This window comes from Streptococcus mitis (assembly GCF_047460035.1).
GTDB lineage: Bacteria > Bacillota > Bacilli > Lactobacillales > Streptococcaceae > Streptococcus > Streptococcus mitis_DW.
In genome coordinates this window covers 314,294-332,548 of sequence record NZ_JASHHB010000001.1, presented here as the reverse complement: position 1 = coordinate 332,548, position 18,255 = coordinate 314,294, and the positions used below count along the sequence as shown (strand labels likewise).

Here is an 18,255-nt window from a genome sequence, read left to right as displayed (position 1 = left end):
CTTTATCCTTAGAAAATAAAAATTCCCTAAACTATTTAGAAAAAAATCTAAATAGTTCTTGTGTTTAGAATAGAAAGGTGTATAATGTTATTTAGAAAAACATCTAAATAGAAAGTGAAGTTACATATATGTCAAATAAGAGAACAATCCTTCTTTTTGTGGTCTTGGCTTATGCCCTTGCTTGGATAATATGGTTGGCACTATGGCTAAGTGGTGTTGGTCTAAATTCTCCATGGAGTCAACTTGCTAGTATTGTAGCCATGTGGATGCCTGCACTTGCAGTCTTTGTTTTAGGGAAAATCACGAATCAACCTAGTGGAATCAAATCTAAATTAGTCGTGAATCTCAAGAGGAACTGGCGCTTTTACTTACTAGCTATCTGGTTACCAGCAGTCATCAGTTTTTTAGGAGCGGGACTTTATTTTCTTGTATTTCCTAGCAATTTCAGCCTTGGTTTTGAATCTATTCAAGCCATCTTACAAGAAAAAGGTGTCTCTCAATCAGCCATTCCCTTATCTTCCTTGGTTTTGATTCAAATCTTAGCTAGTTTGACCTACGCTCCTTTTCTTAATAGTTTCTTTGCATTGGGGGAGGAAATTGGTTGGCGTGGCTATCTTTACCCAGCTCTAAGAGGACGCTTTTCAATAGTCCAGACTCATGTCTTGCTTGGTCTCATTTGGAGTCTTTGGCATCTACCAATCAATTTGCAAGGCTATAATTATGGACTATCTTATTTTGCTTATCCTGTTTTGGGAGTTGTCGCCATGTTTCTATTTTGTTTTAGCGTAGGAATATTGTTGAGCTGGTTGTTGGAAAAGACAGGTTCTATCTGGGCTTCTGCCCTATTTCATGGGGCAATCAATGCAACTGCAGGTCTTGGTTTACTCTTTCAATTACCAGGAGAAAAAATTTCAAGCCTCTTGATTTTAGGCCCATCACCGACAGGAATGCTATCAGTTCTACCTTGCTTAGTCCTAGCCCTACTAATATTACAAAGGGAAAGGAGTCATTATGAGTTTTGCAAATAGTTTTAAAGCCTTATCTCATCCAGTTAGGAGAGAGATTTTAAATTTACTCAAAGCAGGTAGATTATCTGCAGGAGAAATTGCCAGTCAATTCGAGTTGACTAGTGCAACTATTTCACATCATCTCACGATTTTGAAAGCAGCGGATTTGATTCATGAAATGAAAGAAAAAAACTTTATTTATTATGAGTTAAACACATCGGTTTTAGAGGATATAATGGTTTGGTTAGCAGATCTGAAAGGAGATCATTTTGATGAAGATAAAAATCAATAAGAAATTGGTATTATTTACGAGCATTCTCATCCTACTACCTTCCCTTGTAGGTTGTGTTTTCTGGAATCAATTACCAGAGGAGATACCCACTCATTTTAATCTACTGGGTCAAGCAGATGGCTACAATCATAAAATGTCTGCTATCTTTGGATTACCTACTCTCATGCTTTTGATGCATTGGTTGCTTCTATTTTTAATGATTAAGGATCCTAAATCTAGCAATATCAGTTCAAAAATACAACTTTTGATTTACTGGATTATTCCTTTTGTATCTTGTCTATTAATGATTTCTATCTTCGGAGAATCTTTGGGTTATTCCATGATGAGTGGGCTACTAGCTCAGATTTTTATGGGAGTCATGATGATCATAATTGGAAATTATCTACCAAAAACACACCGAAATTATATAGTCGGTATTCGACTACCGTGGACCTTGGAGAATGATGGAAACTGGAGAAAAACGCATCGCCTAGCTGGAAAAATTTGGGTATTAGGAGGATTGTTATTGTTTCTAAATTCCTTTGTGCAACTATATGTTTACTGGGTATTCTTCTTGACACTTTTCTTTGTAGTGATAATTCCTAGTGTCTATTCTTATCAATTATCAAAATCAGAATCTTGAAATAGCTACTGGAGTCATTAGTTTGAGAAGTTGGTCTGATATGTCTATTTCCCCAACGTATGGCTTGAAAAATCACTCTCTTTCGTTTATAATGAAGAATGATTTTATGAAAGGGAGTGAAAATAAATGAAATTTTACTCATATGACTATGTACTTAGCCAAATCAGTCAGCAAAATGGCATCATGATTGGCTTTGGGATTGTGCTCCTAGCTATCACAGGATTTTTTGCCTTTAAGGCCTATCGAGATAAAAAGGGGACTAAGTTTCGGGAATTGGTCATGATTTTGGCCTTGACCTTAGTAGCCATGCTTTTGGTGACAATCTCAAAATACCAGACCAATCAAGCCTCTAACAACCAATTTCAAACCTCCCTTCATTTCATAGAGGTTGTTTCCAAAGACTTGGGAGTGGATAAATCAGAAGTTTATGTCAATACTTCTGCAGCCACTGATGGAGCGCTTGTCAAGGTAGGTCCAAATTTCTACCGCGCCATGAACGGGAGCCAACCAGACAAGTATCTTTTAGAGAAATTAGAATTGAATCAAACAGACGCTATTGAATTGGTGGAGGTAAACAAATGACACTCAACTATATGGAAATTTTAATCAAACTGGCCTTGGGTCTATTCTCGCTGGTTTTCGTGATCAATGTGACAGGAAAAGGAAACCTAGCACCTAACTCTGCGACAGACCAAATTCAGAACTATGTTCTTGGTGGTATCATCGGTGGGGTGATTTACAATAGTTCTATCAGCATTCTCCAGTATGCAGTGATTTTGATGATGTGGACGATTTTGGTCTTGACCCTCAAGTGGCTCAATAACAATGTTCGTTTTGTCAAACGCTTGATTGATGGAAAACCAACTCTCCTTATCAAAAATGGGCAGATTGACCCAGAAGCCTGTCGTTCAGTTGGTTTGTCTGCAGCAGAAGTTGCTCTCAAACTTCGTAGCCAAGGGATTTTCCAGATGAAACAGGTCAAATGCGCTGTGCAGGAGCAAAATGGCCAACTCATCGTGGTCCAAATGGGGGATGAAAATCCTAAGTATCCAGTTGTGACTGACGGTGTGATCCAAGTCGATGTTTTGGAATCGATTGGCCGTAGCGAAGAGTGGCTGCTTGATAATCTAAGCAAACAAGGACATGACAATGTGGCCAATATCTTTATCGCTGAGTATGACAAGGGTGCCGTCACAGTTGTAACCTATGAATAAGAAAAACCTGGGGTCTTGTACTCTTCGAAAATCAAATTCAAACTGCGTCAACGTCGCCTTGCCGTACTCAAGTACAGCCTGCGGCTAGTTTCCTAGTTTGCTCTTTGATTTTCATTGAGTATTGGCCTCAGGTTTCCATTTGCAATCAGAAAGGGATTTTATGTCCATTATTCAAAAACTTTGGTGGTTTTTCAAGTTAGAAAAACGCCGTTATCTAGTCGGGATTGTGGCCTTGGTCTTGGTTTCCGTCCTCAATCTTATTCCACCTATGGTCATGGGGCGGGTCATTGATGCCATCACATCGGGGCAATTAACCCAGCAGGACCTCCTTCTTGACCTATTTTACTTGCTTCTTGCTGCCTTTGGGATGTACTATCTACGCTATGTTTGGCGTATGTATATTCTAGGGACTTCCTACCGTTTGGGACAGATTATGCGGTCTCGCTTGTTTGAGCATTTCACAAGAATGTCTCCAGCTTTTTATCAAACCTATCGGACGGGGGACTTGATGGCACACGCAACCAACGATATCAATGCCTTGACTCGTTTAGCAGGTGGAGGAGTCATGTCTGCGGTGGATGCCTCTATCACAGCGCTGGTGACTTTGCTGACCATGCTCTTTAGCATTTCATGGCAGATGACCTTGGTTGCCATTCTTCCCTTGCCTTTCATGGCTTATGCGACTAGTCGTTTAGGTAGAAAGACCCATAAGGCCTTTGGTGAATCACAGGCTGCCTTTTCTGAACTCAATAACAAGGTGCAGGAGTCTGTATCAGGTATCAAAGTGACCAAGTCTTTCGGTTACCAGGCCGATGAGCTCAAGTCCTTTCAGGCAGTCAATGAATTGACCTTCCAAAAGAACCTCCAAACCATGAAATACGATAGTCTCTTTGACCCTATGGTTCTCTTATTTGTTGGTTCCTCCTATGTTTTAACCCTCTTGGTCGGCTCCTTGATGGTTCAGAAAGGGCAAATCACGGTTGGGAATCTAGTTACCTTTATCAGCTACTTGGATATGCTGGTTTGGCCTCTTAAGGCCATCGGTTTCCTCTTTAATATTACTCAGCGAGGGAAGGTTTCCTACCAGCGGATTGAGGAACTTTTGTCTCAGGAATCACCTGTACAAGACACTGAGTTTCCTCTAGACGGTATTGAAAATGGACGCTTGCAGTACGATATTGATAGCTTTGCCTTTGAAAATGAGGAAACACTGACGGATATTCACTTTAGTTTAGAAAAAGGGCAAACCCTGGGCTTGGTTGGTCAGACAGGCTCTGGAAAAACGTCCTTGATTAAGCTTCTCTTGCGTGAATACGATGTGGATAAGGGTGCTATTTACCTAAACGGTCATAATATTCGTGATTATCGTCTGACAGACCTTCGCAGTCTTATGGGCTATGTTCCTCAGGATCAGTTTCTCTTTGCGACTTCAATCTTAGACAATATTCGCTTTGGCAATCCTAACTTACCCCTTTCAGCGGTCGAGGAAGCGACTAAGCTAGCCCAAGTTTACCAAGACATTGTAGACATGCCTAAAGGATTTGATACGTTGATTGGTGAAAAGGGAGTCAGTCTTTCTGGAGGTCAAAAGCAGCGTCTGGCCATGAGTCGGGCTATGATTTTAGACCCTGATATCTTGATTTTGGATGATTCTTTGTCGGCCGTGGATGCCAAGACAGAATATGCGATTATTGACAACCTTAAGGAGACGCGAAAGGACAAGACAACCATTATTACGGCTCATCGCCTGAGTGCAGTTGTCCATGCAGATCTAATCTTGGTTCTGCAAAATGGTCAAATTATCGAACGAGGCAGGCACGAAGACTTGCTAGCTATGGATGGCTGGTATGCCCAAACCTACCAGTCTCAGCAGTTAGAAATGAAAGGAGAAGAAGATGCAGAATAAACAAGAACAATGGGTTGTATTGAAGCGCTTGATGTCCTATCTCAAGCCTTATGGTCTCCTGACTTTTTTGGCACTCAGTTTTCTCCTAGCAACGACGGTCATTAAAAGTGTCATTCCCCTTGTGGCTTCCCACTTTATTGACCAGTATCTCAGTAATCTCAACCAATTCGCTGTGACCGTTTTGCTGGTCTACTATGGCCTTTATATCCTACAAACTCTGGTCCAGTATGTCGGTAATCTTCTCTTTGCGCGCGTGTCTTACAGTATTGTTAGGGATATTCGTCGGGATGCCTTTGCCAATATGGAAAAACTAGGCATGTCTTACTTTGACAAGACGCCAGCAGGCTCTATCGTCTCGCGTTTGACAAATGATACCGAGACCATCAGTGATATGTTTTCGGGGATTTTATCCAGCTTTATCTCAGCAGTTTTTATCTTTCTGACAACCCTTTATACCATGTTGGTGTTGGATTTCCGTTTGACAGCTTTAGTCTTGCTCTTTCTCCCCTTGATTTTCCTTTTGGTCAATCTCTATCGGAAAAAATCCGTCAAGATTATCGAAAAAACCAGAAGTCTCTTGTCAGATATCAATAGCAAGCTGGCTGAAAACATTGAGGGAATTAGAATAATCCAGGCCTTTAATCAAGAGAAGCGCCTGCAGGCGGAATTCGATGAAATCAACCAAGAACACTTGGTCTATGCCAACCGTTCTGTAGCCTTGGATGCCCTCTTTTTGCGCCCTGCCATGAGTTTGCTGAAACTCCTAGGATACGCTGTTTTGATGGCCTATTTTGGCTATCGTGGTCTTTATCTGGGAATAACGGCAGGAACCATGTATGCCTTTATCCAGTATATCAATCGTCTCTTTGATCCCTTGATTGAAGTGACGCAAAACTTCTCAACCCTGCAAACGTCTATGGTTTCTGCAGGTCGTGTCTTTTCCCTGATAGACGAGAGGACCTATGAGCCCCTTCAAGAAAATGGACAGGCCGAGATCAAAGAAGGCAATATCCGTTTTGAACATGTATGTTTCTCTTATGATGGAAAACATCCGATTTTGGATGACATTTCTTTCTCTGTTAATAAGGGTGAAACCATTGCTTTTGTGGGTCATACAGGTTCTGGGAAATCTTCGATTATCAATGTCCTTATGCGCTTTTATGAATTCCAGTCAGGGCGAGTTCTCTTGGATGATGTGGATATCAGGAACTACAGTCAGGAAGAGTTTAGAAAAAACATTGGTCTGGTCTTGCAGGATCCCTTCCTCTATCATGGGACTATTAAGTCCAATATCGCCATGTACCAAGAAATCAGTGATGAGCAGGTCCAGGCTGCGGCAGCCTTCGTGGATGCAGATTCCTTTATTCAAGAACTTCCTCAGGGATATGATGCACCTGTTTCCGAGCGTGGTTCAAGCTTCTCTACTGGTCAGCGCCAGCTTCTTGCCTTTGCTAGAACAGTCGCCAGTCAGCCTAAAATCCTGATTTTGGATGAAGCGACAGCCAATATTGACTCTGAAACAGAAAGTTTGGTTCAAGCTTCACTGGCTAAGATGAGACAGGGACGGACAACCATTGCCATCGCTCATCGCCTTTCTACCATCCAAGACGCCAACTGCATCTATGTTTTGGACAAGGGGCGAATTATTGAGAGTGGAACGCATGAGGAACTCTTGGCGCTGGGTGGAACCTACCACAGGATGTATAGCTTGCAGGCAGGGGCCATGGCCTAATACTCGTTGATTTTCATTGAGCATAAGAAGGAAATCCTTCAAATTACAGATTTCTTTCACCGCCTTTTCCATTTTGTGGTATAATGAAAAATGTTGACAAATAGTATAATAAAAACAAAGGAGAAACAGCATGCTGAAATGGGAAGACTTGCCCGTGGAAATGAAATCAAGCGAGGTTGAGTCTTACTACCAGCTTGTCTCTAAAAGGAAGGGTTCGCTGATTTTTAAGCGTTGCTTGGACTGGGTTCTAGCCGTAGTCTTGCTGATTCTGACCTCTCCTATCTTTCTCATCTTGAGCATTTGGATCAAGTTGGATAGCAAGGGGCCAGTGATTTATAAGCAAGAGCGCGTGACCCAGTACAACCGACCTTTCAAGATTTGGAAGTTCCGTACCATGGTGACGGATGCGGACAAAAAAGGGAGTCTGGTGACTTCTGCTAACGATAGCCGCATTACCAAGGTTGGCAATTTCATCCGCCGTGTGCGTTTGGACGAACTGCCTCAGTTGGTCAATGTCCTTAAAGGAGAGATGTCCTTTGTCGGTACACGACCTGAAGTGCCACGCTACACTGAGCAGTACAGCCCTGAAATGATGGCGACCTTGCTTTTGCCAGCAGGAATTACCTCTCCAGCCAGCATCAACTACAAAGATGAGGACACTATCATCAGTCAAATGACCGAAAAAGGCCTATCAGTTGACCAAGCCTATGTCGACCATGTCCTCCCTGAAAAGATGCGCTATAACCTCGCCTATCTCCGAGAGTTTAGTTTCCTTGGGGACATCAAAATCATGTTTCAAACCGTGTTTGAAGTGCTAAAATAAAGTAGTCATAAGAAAATGAGTACAGATAAAAGGAGCAAATCAATGCCAAATTACAATATTCCATTTTCACCTCCCGATATTACAGAAGCAGAAATTGCTGAAGTAGCGGATACCCTGCGTTCTGGTTGGATCACAACAGGTCCTAAGACAAAAGAACTAGAGCGTCGCTTGTCTCAATACACACAGACACCTAAGACTGTCTGCCTCAACTCTGCGACAGCCGCTCTGGAGTTGATTTTGCGTGTGCTTGAAGTGGGACCTGGTGATGAAGTCATCGTTCCAGCCATGACCTATACAGCTTCATGTAGTGTCATCACTCACGTAGGAGCGACCCCTGTCATGGTGGATATCCAAGCAGATACTTTTGAAATGGACTATGACCTGCTGGAGCAAGCTATCACTGAAAAGACCAAGGTGATCATCCCAGTAGAACTTGCAGGTATTGTTTGCGACTATGACCGTTTGTTCCAAGTCGTGGAGAAAAAACGTGATCTCTTTACAGCTGCTAGCAAGTGGCAAAAAGCCTTTAACCGTATTGTGATTGTTTCTGATAGTGCCCACGCTTTGGGGTCTACTTATAAAGGACAACCAGCTGGTTCTATCGCTGACTTTACTTCCTTCTCATTCCACGCAGTTAAGAACTTTACAACTGCAGAAGGTGGAAGTGCGACTTGGAAAGCCAATCCAGCGATTGACGACGAAGAGATGTACAAGGAATTCCAAATCCTTTCTCTTCACGGGCAAACTAAGGATGCTCTTGCCAAGATGCAACTGGGTTCATGGGAATACGATATCGTTACACCAGCCTACAAGTGCAACATGACCGATATCATGGCTTCACTTGGTTTGGTACAATTGGACCGCTATCCAAGTTTGTTGCAACGTCGTAAGGACATCGTGGACCGCTATGATCGTGGTTTTGCAGGTTCTTGCATCCATCCTTTGGCACATGAGACTGATACTGTAGAATCTTCACGCCACCTCTACATCACCCATGTAGAAGGAGCGAGCTTAGAAGAACGCAATCTTATTATCCAAGAATTAGCTAAAGCAGGAATTGCAAGCAATGTCCACTACAAACCGCTTCCGCTTTTGACAGCCTATAAGAATCTTGGTTTTGATATGGCGAACTATCCTAAGGCTTATGCCTTCTTTGAAAATGAAATTACGCTCCCTCTTCACACTAAATTAAGCGATGAAGAAGTGGACTATATCATTGAGACTTTCAAAACAGTTTCTGAAAAAGTACTAGCTTCATCAAAAAAATTGTAAAAAAGTCTTGACAAAGAAAAAACAAAGTATTAAAATAAGTTCAACAAATCAGAAAAGTAACTATTTTTGATCTTCAGGGAGCCTGTGGTCATTGTGAACAGGTGGTTGGAAGTAGTGAAAGTGGGCTGATTTTAAAAATGAATTTGAAACAATGAAAATTCGGTGCGCACACCTTACAGTGCAACTTGTTGTTAGACAAGGCAGAGATGTAAAGGGGAATAGTCCCTTTATAATTGAGGTGGCACCGCGTTACCAACGCCCTCACACGGAAGTATATTCTGTGTGTGGGCTTTTTTCATATCTTGGAACTAATACAGAAAGAGGAAAATTTTATGACAACTAAAGGTTATTTTGGACAATTTGGTGGTAGTTTTGTACCGGAGCCGATTCAGGCTTTGTTGGATGAGTTGGAAGTGACATTTGACAAGTACAAGGATGATCCAGAATTTTTGGCAGAATTTCGCCATTACTTAAAGGACTATTCCGGTCGCGAAACACCGCTCTATTTTGCAGAAAGTTTGACAGATCACTTAGGTGGCGCTAAGATTTATCTCAAGCGCGAAGACCTTAACCACCTTGGTTCTCACAAGCTCAACAACGTTTTAGGACAAATTCTTTTGGCTAAACGCATGGGCAAAAAACGAGTGATTGCGGAAACCGGAGCTGGTCAGCACGGTGTTGCGACAGCAGCGGCTGCAGCCAAGTTTGGTATGGCCTGTGATGTCTACATGGGGGCAGAGGATGTGGAGCGTCAACGTCTCAATGTTTTCCGTATGGAGATGATGGGAGCAACTGTTCACGCAGTTGAAACAGGGACTCGTACCCTCAAAGATGCTGTTGATGCAGCCTTTGGAGCATGGATGAATGACCTTGAAGCCTTCTATGTTCTGGGATCTGCTGTAGGTCCTCACCCTTATCCTACAATTGTCCACGAGTTCCAAAAGGTCATCAGTGAAGAATCTCGCCGTCAAATCTTAGAAAAAGAAGGTCGTTTACCAGACTACGTTATTGCCTGTGTAGGTGGTGGTTCTAATGCTATTGGTGCATTTTCTCAGTATGTGGCTGATGAAGAAGTCAAATTGGTTGGGGTTGAAGCTGCTGGTCACGGACTTGACACAGACAAGCACGCAGCTACTATGACAAAAGGTAGTATCGGAATTGTTGACGGTATGAAGACCTATGCAGTCTTTAAGGAAGATGGAGAGCTGGCTCCAGTTTACTCTATCTCAGCTGGATTGGACTATCCAGGGGTTGGCCCAGAACACGCCTACTTCAAAGATTCAGGTCGCGTGGAATATGTTGCAGCGACGGATGAAGAAGCTGTTCAGGCTCTCCTCCTTCTCAGCAAGACAGAAGGGATTATCCCAGCGATTGAAAGTTCGCACGCTATCGCAGAAGCAGTTAAACGTGCACCGAAACTAAGCAAAGACGACATTATCATTATCAATGTCTCTGGTCGTGGAGACAAGGACGTAGCTGCGATTGCAGACTACCTAGAAGCTAAAAAGTAATAGATGGAAAAATTACAGTCTTTTCTCTCACAGAGAGCTTGTGGTTGCTGGAAACAAGCAGAGAAAGCTGTAAGGTTGGGTCCATCTGAAACGAGAGAAGAAAACATAATTCTCAAGGGAGTGCCCTTTATCGCACAGCCTGTTACAGGAAATATCTGAGACAGGAATGAGAGATAGGAGAAATCCTATAATTGAGGTGGCACCGCGAATTTCGTCCTCACGCAAGTTGTTTTGCGTGGGGATTTTTCATACAGTCACCACGGACTAGAAGTAGAACTGAAAGGGAAATTACAATGGAACGAATCATTCATGGAGATGTCTTATCACCAATCTTGGCTTATATGCGCCTAAAGGGGCAACACAAGGTTATCTTAGAGAGTATTCCGAGAGACAAGGAAACAGCTCGTTTTTCTATCTTAGCCTATAATCCAGTTTTTGAGATTAAGTTTGAAAATGGAGTTCTCTATCAAAATGGTCAAGTGATTGATCGTGATCCCTTGGATTTTCTTTATGAAGTGACTCATAAGAGCCAGCACCATTCAGATCTACCTTTTGGTGGTGGGGCAATTGGTTTTGTTGGTTACGATATGATTTCGCTTTATGAAGAAATTGGTCAAATTCCTGAAGATACAATTGGAACGCCAGACATGCATTTCTTCGTCTATGAGAGTTACATGGTCTTTGACCACAAGAAGGAAAAAATTCATGTCATCGAGGATGCTCTCTATAGTGAGCGTAGTCAAGAAGACTTGGAAAAAGCCTTGAACCAAGTGCTTGAGGAATTACGCATCCCTGCTCCAAATGAATTTGAAGACTTGGATCTATCTCCGTTAGACTTCAAACCGCATATCGCTCCTCAAAAATTTGAGGAAATGGTGGAAACAGCTCGTGACTTGATTCGTAATGGCGACATGTTCCAGTGCGTACTCAGTCAGCGCTTCTCAGCAGAAGTTACTGGAAATCCATTTGACTTCTACAGAAATCTCCGCGTGACTAATCCTTCTAATTACCTTTATTTCTATGATTTTGGAGATTATCAAATCATCGGTGCCAGTCCAGAAAGTTTGGTTTCTGTCAAAAACGGCATCGTAACAACCAATCCGATTGCAGGTACGCGACCAAGAGGAGCTACGGATGAAGAAGACAAGGCTTTGGCGACAGACCTGCTTTCGGATGAGAAGGAAACAGCAGAACATCGGATGTTGGTAGACTTGGGACGTAACGATATTGGTCGCATCTCCGAAACAGCCAGTGTCCAAGTCACCAAGTATATGGAAGTGGAGCTCTTCCGCTATGTTATGCATTTGACCAGCGTGGTGAAAGGGCGTTTGCTTCCAGAACTCACTGCCATGGATGCCTTGAAATCTACACTTCCAGCTGGAACAGTTTCAGGAGCACCAAAGATTCGGGCCATGAGACGCATCTATGAACTAGAAACGGAAAAACGAGGCGTATACGCAGGAGCAATCGGCTACTTGTCTGCGACGGGTGATATGGATTTGGCCATTGCCATCCGAACTATGATTCTCAAAAATCAAACAGCCTATGTGCAGGCTGGGGCAGGGATTGTCTACGACTCTATCGCCCAAAACGAATACCAAGAGACCATTAACAAAGCAAAATCTATGACTAGAATTGGAGAACTAAGACCATGATTTTATTGATTGACAACTATGATTCTTTTACCTATAACTTGGCCCAATACATTGGGAATTTTGCAGAAGTACAGGTCTTGAGAAATGATGATCCCAAGCTGTATGAAGAAGCTGAAAAAGCAGATGGTCTGGTCTTTTCTCCTGGTCCTGGTTGGCCAGTTGATGCTGGTAAGATGGAAGACATGATTCGTGATTTTGCTGGCAAGAAGCCGATTTTAGGGATTTGTTTGGGCCACCAAGCTATCGCAGAAGTCTTTGGTGGTAAGTTAGGTTTGGCTCCAAAAGTCATGCATGGGAAACAGAGCAATATCAGCTTTGAAGCGCCATCTGTTTTGTATCAAGGCATTGAGGATGGCCGTGCGGTCATGCGTTACCACAGTATTTTGATTGAAGAAATGCCAGAAGACTTTGAAGTGACAGCTCGTTCAACTGATGACCAAGCCATCATGGGGATTCAACATAAAAACCTACCGATTTATGGCTTCCAGTACCATCCAGAAAGTATCGGAACGCCAGATGGCTTGTCTTCTATTCGGAATTTTATCGAGAAGGTTGTAAAGTGAGGAAACTAGGATGAAAGATATTATTGAAAAACTAGCAAAATTTGAAAATTTATCAGGTGTGGAAATGACGGATGTCATTGAGCGTATCGTAACTGGGCGTGTAACAGAGGCGCAGATTGCTTCTCTTCTCTTGGCTCTTAAGATGAAGGGGGAAACGCCTGAAGAACGCACAGCCATTGCCCAAGTCATGAGAGGCCATGCCCAACACATTCCAACTGAAATTCATGATGCCATGGACAACTGTGGTACAGGTGGGGACAAGTCTTTCAGTTTTAATATTTCCACAACTGCAGCCTTTGTCTTGGCTGGTGGCGGTGTTCATATGGCAAAACACGGTAACCGCTCGATTTCTTCTAAATCTGGATCTGCAGATGTCCTTGAAGCCTTGGGCATCAACCTAGACCTTAAACCAGCTGAACTAGGTAAGGTCTTTGATAAAACTGGAATCGTCTTTCTCTTTGCTAAAAATATGCACCCAGCTATGAAATATATCATGCCAGCTCGTTTGGAATTGGGAATTCCAACGATTATGAACTTGACTGGTCCCCTGATTCATCCAATGGCTTTAGAAACACAGCTTCTTGGAATTAGCCGTCCAGAACTTCTAGAAAGTACAGCTCAGGTTTTGAAAAATATGGGTCGCAAACGTGCCATCGTGGTTGCTGGACCAGAAGGTTTGGATGAAGCTGGTTTGAATGGAACAACCACGATTGCTCTTCTTGAAAATGGTGAAATTACCTTGTCGAGCTTTACTCCAGAGGATTTGGGAATGGAGCGCTACGCTATCGAAGATATTCGTGGAGGAAATGCTCAGGAAAATGCAGAAATTTTGCTCAGAGTTCTTAAAAATGAACCAAGTCCATTCTTGGAAACGACAGTTTTAAATGCTGGTCTTGGTTTCTATGCTAATGGTAAGGTGGCTAGTATTAAGGATGGAGTTGCCTTGGCCCGTCAAGTGATTGCTAGTGGCAAGGCCCTTGAAAAACTTAGACTGTTACAGGAGTACCAAAAATGAGTCAGGAATTTTTAGCACGAATCTTGGAGCAGAAGGCGCGTGAGGTCGAGCAGATGGAGCTGGAGGAAATCCAGCCCTTGCGCCAGACCTATCGCTTGGCTGACTTTTTGAAGAATCATCAAGATCGCTTGCAGGTAATTGCTGAAGTTAAGAAAGCTAGCCCTAGTCTGGGAGATATCAATCTCAATGTGGATATTGTGCAACAGGCCCAGACTTATGAAGCGAACGGAGCAGTGATGATTTCGGTTTTGACAGATGAGGTTTTCTTTAAAGGTCATTTGGATTATCTACGGGGGATTTCCAGTCAGGTACAGATTCCAACGCTCAACAAGGACTTTATCATCGATGAAAAGCAAATCATCCGTGCTCGCAATGCAGGTGCAACAGTCATCTTACTCATTGTGGCTGCCTTGTCAGAAGAACGCCTTAAGGAACTCTACGACTACGCGACAGAGCTTGGTCTGGAAGTCTTGGTGGAAACCCACAATCTAGCTGAACTAGAGGTAGCTCACAGACTCGGTGCTCAGATTATCGGAGTTAATAACCGAAACTTGACCACCTTTGAGGTCGATTTGGAGACCAGTGTAGACTTGGCTAAACACTTCAAAGATGATTGCTTGTATATTTCTGAATCAGCTATTTTCACAGGGCAGGATGCAGAGCGAGTAGCACCATACTTTAACGGCATTTTAGTAGGGACAGCTCTCATGCAGGCAGAAGATGTAGCCCAGAGAATCAAGGAGTTGCAGATTGACAAAGGTTAAAATTTGCGGATTATCGACCGAGGAAGCGGTGGGAACAGCCGTTTCAGCAGGGGCAGACTATATCGGTTTTGTCTTCGCACCCAGTAAAAGACAGGTGAGCTTGGAACAGGCTGTTGAGCTGGCAAAGCTTATTCCTGCAGATGTCAAAAAGGTTGGTGTATTTGTTTCACCAAGTCGGGCAGAACTGCTAGAAGTCATTGACAAAGTTGGTTTAGACTTGGTTCAAGTTCACGGTCAGATAGCGGATGATGTGTTTGAGGATTTGCCCTGTGACAGCATTCAGGCTGTGCAGGTGGATGGAGAGGGGCATGTGCCTCATTCTCAGGCAGATTATCTCCTCTTTGATGCCCCTGTGGCAGGAAGTGGCCAGACCTTTGACTGGGGGCAACTAGATACTACTGGACTAAATCAGCCCTTCTTTATCGCAGGTGGGCTTAAGGAAGACAATGTAGTACAAGCAATTCAACACTTTACTCCCTATGCAGTAGATGTATCAAGCGGAGTGGAGACAGATGGACAAAAAGATCATGAAAAGATTAGAAGATTTATAGAGAGGGTAAAGAATGGCATATCAGGAACCAAATAAAGATGGATTTTACGGAAAATTCGGAGGACGTTTCGTCCCAGAAACATTGATGACAGCAGTTTTGGAGTTGGAGAAGGCCTACCGTGAAAGTCAGGCAGATCCAAGTTTCCAAGAGGAATTAAACCAACTCTTGCGTCAGTACGTGGGGCGTGAAACTCCCCTTTACTACGCAAAAAATTTGACTCAGCATATCGGCGGAGCCAAGATTTATCTCAAACGGGAAGACCTTAACCATACAGGGGCCCACAAGATTAACAATGCCTTGGGACAAGTTTTGCTTGCTAAACGCATGGGTAAAAAGAAAATTATCGCTGAAACAGGTGCTGGTCAGCACGGTGTGGCAACTGCAACTGCTGCAGCCCTCTTTAACATGGAATGTACTATCTACATGGGTGAGGAAGATGTCAAACGCCAAGCCCTCAATGTGTTCCGTATGGAGCTTTTGGGAGCTAAGGTTGAGGCAGTGACAGACGGTTCGCGCGTGCTCAAAGATGCGGTCAATGCAGCTCTTCGTTCATGGGTGGCAAATATCGACGACACCCACTATATCCTTGGTTCTGCCTTGGGGCCTCATCCATTCCCAGAAATCGTTCGTGACTTCCAAAGTGTTATTGGTCGAGAAGCTAAACAACAGTACCGTGACTTGACAGGTCAAGATCTGCCAGATGCCTTAGTAGCCTGTGTTGGTGGTGGTTCTAATGCCATCGGTCTCTTCCATCCATTTGTAGAAGATGAGTCTGTAGCCATGTATGGGGCTGAAGCAGCAGGACTTGGTGTGGATACAGAGCACCACGCAGCTACCTTGACTAAGGGTCGTCCAGGTGTGCTTCACGGTTCCCTTATGGATGTGCTCCAAGATGCCCATGGTCAAATTCTTGAAGCCTTCTCTATCTCAGCAGGATTGGACTATCCTGGTATCGGTCCAGAACATTCTCACTACCACGATATCAAACGTGCCAGCTATGTTCCTGTGACGGACGAAGAAGCCTTGGAAGGATTCCAACTTTTGTCTCGTGTGGAAGGGATTATCCCAGCCTTGGAATCTAGCCATGCTATCGCCTTTGCGGTGAAATTGGCCAAAGAACTTGGACCAGACAAGTCCATGATTGTCTGCCTATCGGGTCGTGGGGACAAGGATGTGGTTCAAGTCAAGGACCGCTTGGAAGCAGATGCAGCAAAGAAGGGAGAAGCTCATGCCTAAGACATTAACAGAAAAATTGAACGCTATTAAAGCAGCTGGGAAAGGAATTTTTGTTCCCTATATCATGGCTGGAGACCATGAGAAAGGCTTGGAGGGTCTCGGAGAAACGATCCACTTTTTAGAAGAATTGGGAGTTTCAGCTATTGAGGTGGGTATTCCCTTTTCAGACCCTGTTGCAGATGGTCCTGTAATCGAAGAAGCAGGCTTGCGCAGTCTAGCTCACGGGACTTCTACCCAGGCTTTGGTTGAAACCTTGAAAACCATTGAAACAGAAGTTCCGCTTGTCATTATGACCTACTTCAACCCTCTCTTTCAGTACGGTGTGGAAAAATTTGTCAAAGATTTGGCAGATACAGCAGTTAAGGGATTGATTATCCCAGACCTGCCTCATGAGCATGCCAACTTTGTGGAGCCTTATTTGGCAGATACAGACATTGCCTTGATTCCCCTAGTTAGTTTGACTACAGGAATTGAGCGTCAAAAAGAGTTGATTGAAGGAGCAGAAGGTTTCGTCTATGCCGTTGCTATTAACGGGGTGACAGGGAAATCAGGAAACTACCGATCAGACTTGGATAAGCACTTGGCGCAATTGCATCAAGTAGCAGACATCCCAGTCTTGACAGGATTTGGTGTGTCTAGTCAAGCTGATGTAGAACGCTTCAATGCGGTGTCAGATGGTGTCATCGTCGGTTCGAAAATTGTAAAAGCTCTCCACCAAGGAGAGCCAATTCAGGACTTTATCAAACAAGCAGTAGCTTACCAAAAATAATTACACAAGCCGCGAGTAAGAGGAAGGGCACGAAAGGAAGTCTTTCCTTTTTCTTTTGCAGGAGAAAGGCTAGGATCCCTGTTGCAGAAGCAAACTGAATCAAGATAAGTAACTCCGTTGCGCTAAAGACGATAGCACAAGAAGCTAAAAAGAGAAAATCCCCTGCGCCCATGCGGATATCGATAAAATGAGCCACAATTCCAAGGACAAGGAAGAGGACCATGACTAGATTCCAGCCAGAGAAAGCCATGAGGATTAGGTGAAAAGTCAGCCAGACTAGTAAGGGATATTCCTGATGACGGAAGTCGTAGATGCCCAGAGTCAAACCAGCAGTGATTAGGATGACTTGCCCCAAGGAAAGAAATCCCCAAGAGCAAACCAGAAAAAGGAGACCTAAACCTAGTTCAAGAAGGGCATACCAGACTGGATAAGGAGCCTTGCAGTAGCGACAGCGAAAGCGATTGAAGACCTGTGAGAGAATCGGAATCAAATCTAAGGGATGCAAGCGAGTCTGACAGGCATCGCAGTGGCTAGCTGGTAGGATAATGGATTGCTCTGGAAAACGGTCAATGACCAAACCAAGAAAGGAAGCGAGAATGCTCCCGACAAGAAAAAAATAAAAATCAATCATACTTATCTATTCGTAAAAAATAGGAGAAGTAGTATAATGGAGAAACATAGACAAGATAGTGAGGTCGAGATGACAATTCGTTTTGAAGAAAATGTGAGCACAGAAAATGCTCAGCTCGTATGCCAATGGTCCAACTCCCTGGGGAAAGATTTTCAGGAACAATGGATGGGACCAAAGATTCCTTTTCCACTGACCCTTCAAGTCTTGCAAGAGTTGGAAGGAATCTTTTCAATCTTTGAAGGACAAGAGTTTGTGGGGGTTATCCAGAAAATCAGGCAAGAAGACAGCAATCTTCATATTGGACGCTTTTTTATCAATCCCCAGAAACAGGGACAAGGCTTAGGTAGGCAGGCTTTAAGGAAATTTGTTAGTTTGGTCTTTGAAAATGGAGACATAGGTAGTATTTCTCTAAATGTCTACGAGGCAAATCAAGCAGCCCAGCACCTTTATCAAAAAGAAGGATTTGAAATCGTTCAAATGGTTGAAGCACCTGTACGAAAATACATCATGAAAAAGGGGAGATAGAAGCAAACAAAGTCTTTTCCTGTTTTATGTAGATGTTTACATATGAAAATTGAAGTATTTTCAAAAGCTAATTGGAGTGATTTTATTCATGATAGGAAAAAGGATCTGGACAAAAATGATTGAGAAATAGTTGCTAAAAAAGCGTTTGCATGATACTATATATTGAA

General features: G+C 43.3%; 19 protein-coding genes and 2 other annotated features. Of the genes, 18 read left to right on the top strand and 1 reads right to left on the bottom strand.

Annotated elements, in window-relative coordinates; genetic code table 11:
* Positions 1 to 128 precede the first annotated feature (128 nt).
* From QM956_RS01710 to trpA, 17 genes are all read left to right on the top strand, one after another.
* Positions 129 to 1,028: a CPBP family intramembrane glutamic endopeptidase gene (locus QM956_RS01710; RefSeq protein WP_414302122.1), complete on the top strand. Its 900-nt coding sequence runs from the start codon at positions 129 to 131 to the stop codon at positions 1,026 to 1,028.
* Entirely contained in the window at positions 1,012 to 1,299 is a 288-nt protein-coding gene (locus QM956_RS01705; RefSeq protein ID WP_000006510.1) for an autorepressor SdpR family transcription factor, read from the top strand. Before QM956_RS01710 ends, QM956_RS01705 begins: the two co-directional genes overlap by 17 nt.
* Positions 1,280 to 1,921, top strand: a complete 642-nt coding sequence (locus QM956_RS01700; protein WP_000694120.1) for an SdpI family protein — start codon at positions 1,280 to 1,282, stop codon at positions 1,919 to 1,921. The genes QM956_RS01705 and QM956_RS01700 overlap by 20 nt, the downstream gene beginning before the upstream one ends.
* A gap of 126 nt (positions 1,922 to 2,047) precedes the next feature.
* Entirely contained in the window at positions 2,048 to 2,503 is a 456-nt protein-coding gene (locus tag QM956_RS01695; protein WP_000675332.1) for a DUF3290 family protein, read from the top strand.
* Positions 2,500 to 3,135: a DUF421 domain-containing protein gene (locus tag QM956_RS01690; protein WP_000174451.1), complete on the top strand. Its 636-nt coding sequence runs from the start codon at positions 2,500 to 2,502 to the stop codon at positions 3,133 to 3,135. Before QM956_RS01695 ends, QM956_RS01690 begins: the two co-directional genes overlap by 4 nt.
* Before the next feature lie 160 nt (positions 3,136 to 3,295).
* Complete coding sequence (locus tag QM956_RS01685) at positions 3,296 to 5,041, top strand: ABC transporter ATP-binding protein (RefSeq protein WP_261020788.1); 1,746 nt, start codon at positions 3,296 to 3,298, stop codon at positions 5,039 to 5,041.
* Positions 5,031 to 6,773 carry an ABC transporter ATP-binding protein gene (locus tag QM956_RS01680; RefSeq protein WP_261020787.1) on the top strand — a complete coding sequence of 581 codons (1,743 nt, stop codon included), beginning with the start codon at positions 5,031 to 5,033 and terminating at the stop codon, positions 6,771 to 6,773. The genes QM956_RS01685 and QM956_RS01680 overlap by 11 nt, the downstream gene beginning before the upstream one ends.
* Positions 6,774 to 6,903: 130 nt before the next feature.
* On the top strand, positions 6,904 to 7,596 hold the full coding sequence (locus QM956_RS01675) for a sugar transferase (RefSeq protein WP_045611065.1): 693 nt from the start codon (positions 6,904 to 6,906) through the stop codon (positions 7,594 to 7,596).
* A 42-nt stretch (positions 7,597 to 7,638) separates the two neighbouring features.
* Positions 7,639 to 8,868, top strand: a complete 1,230-nt coding sequence (locus tag QM956_RS01670; RefSeq protein ID WP_261020785.1) for a DegT/DnrJ/EryC1/StrS family aminotransferase — start codon at positions 7,639 to 7,641, stop codon at positions 8,866 to 8,868.
* Positions 8,869 to 8,908: 40 nt separating this feature from the next.
* Positions 8,909 to 9,134: a binding site (T-box leader), on the top strand.
* A gap of 66 nt (positions 9,135 to 9,200) precedes the next feature.
* Positions 9,201 to 10,379 (top strand): tryptophan synthase subunit beta, encoded by a 1,179-nt coding sequence (trpB, locus tag QM956_RS01665; protein ID WP_000208439.1) that lies wholly within the window; start codon positions 9,201 to 9,203, stop codon positions 10,377 to 10,379.
* Positions 10,370 to 10,601, top strand: a binding site (T-box leader). (Overlaps the previous gene by 10 nt.)
* A 71-nt stretch (positions 10,602 to 10,672) precedes the next feature.
* Complete coding sequence (gene trpE / locus QM956_RS01660; protein WP_414302121.1) at positions 10,673 to 12,034, top strand: anthranilate synthase component I; 1,362 nt, start codon at positions 10,673 to 10,675, stop codon at positions 12,032 to 12,034.
* Positions 12,031 to 12,597, top strand: coding sequence for an aminodeoxychorismate/anthranilate synthase component II (locus QM956_RS01655; protein WP_000601909.1), 567 nt, complete (start codon positions 12,031 to 12,033; stop codon positions 12,595 to 12,597). Before trpE ends, QM956_RS01655 begins: the two co-directional genes overlap by 4 nt.
* Positions 12,598 to 12,607: 10 nt before the next feature.
* The gene (gene trpD / locus QM956_RS01650; RefSeq protein ID WP_265476386.1) at positions 12,608 to 13,612 is read left to right on the top strand and encodes an anthranilate phosphoribosyltransferase; all 1,005 of its coding nucleotides are present in this window, start codon (positions 12,608 to 12,610) and stop codon (positions 13,610 to 13,612) included.
* Positions 13,609 to 14,376, top strand: coding sequence for an indole-3-glycerol phosphate synthase TrpC (gene trpC, locus QM956_RS01645; protein ID WP_049551737.1), 768 nt, complete (start codon positions 13,609 to 13,611; stop codon positions 14,374 to 14,376). The genes trpD and trpC overlap by 4 nt, the downstream gene beginning before the upstream one ends.
* Positions 14,363 to 14,962 carry a phosphoribosylanthranilate isomerase gene (locus tag QM956_RS01640; protein ID WP_414302120.1) on the top strand — a complete coding sequence of 200 codons (600 nt, stop codon included), beginning with the start codon at positions 14,363 to 14,365 and terminating at the stop codon, positions 14,960 to 14,962. The genes trpC and QM956_RS01640 overlap by 14 nt, the downstream gene beginning before the upstream one ends.
* On the top strand, positions 14,940 to 16,163 hold the full coding sequence (trpB, locus tag QM956_RS01635; protein ID WP_000331265.1) for a tryptophan synthase subunit beta: 1,224 nt from the start codon (positions 14,940 to 14,942) through the stop codon (positions 16,161 to 16,163). The genes QM956_RS01640 and trpB (QM956_RS01635) overlap by 23 nt, the downstream gene beginning before the upstream one ends.
* On the top strand, positions 16,156 to 16,932 hold the full coding sequence (trpA, locus tag QM956_RS01630; protein ID WP_414302119.1) for a tryptophan synthase subunit alpha: 777 nt from the start codon (positions 16,156 to 16,158) through the stop codon (positions 16,930 to 16,932). The genes trpB (QM956_RS01635) and trpA overlap by 8 nt, the downstream gene beginning before the upstream one ends.
* On the opposite strand, the gene QM956_RS01625 is transcribed toward trpA, so the two are convergent.
* Positions 16,904 to 17,563, bottom strand: a complete 660-nt coding sequence (locus QM956_RS01625; protein WP_094753350.1) for a prepilin peptidase — start codon at positions 17,561 to 17,563, stop codon at positions 16,904 to 16,906. The two genes, trpA and QM956_RS01625, sit on opposite strands and share 29 nt — an antisense overlap.
* Positions 17,564 to 17,632: 69 nt before the next feature.
* On the opposite strand from QM956_RS01625, the gene QM956_RS01620 reads away from it, so the two are divergent.
* Entirely contained in the window at positions 17,633 to 18,088 is a 456-nt protein-coding gene (locus QM956_RS01620) for a GNAT family N-acetyltransferase (protein WP_414302137.1), read from the top strand.
* Positions 18,089 to 18,255: the final 167 nt, after the last annotated feature.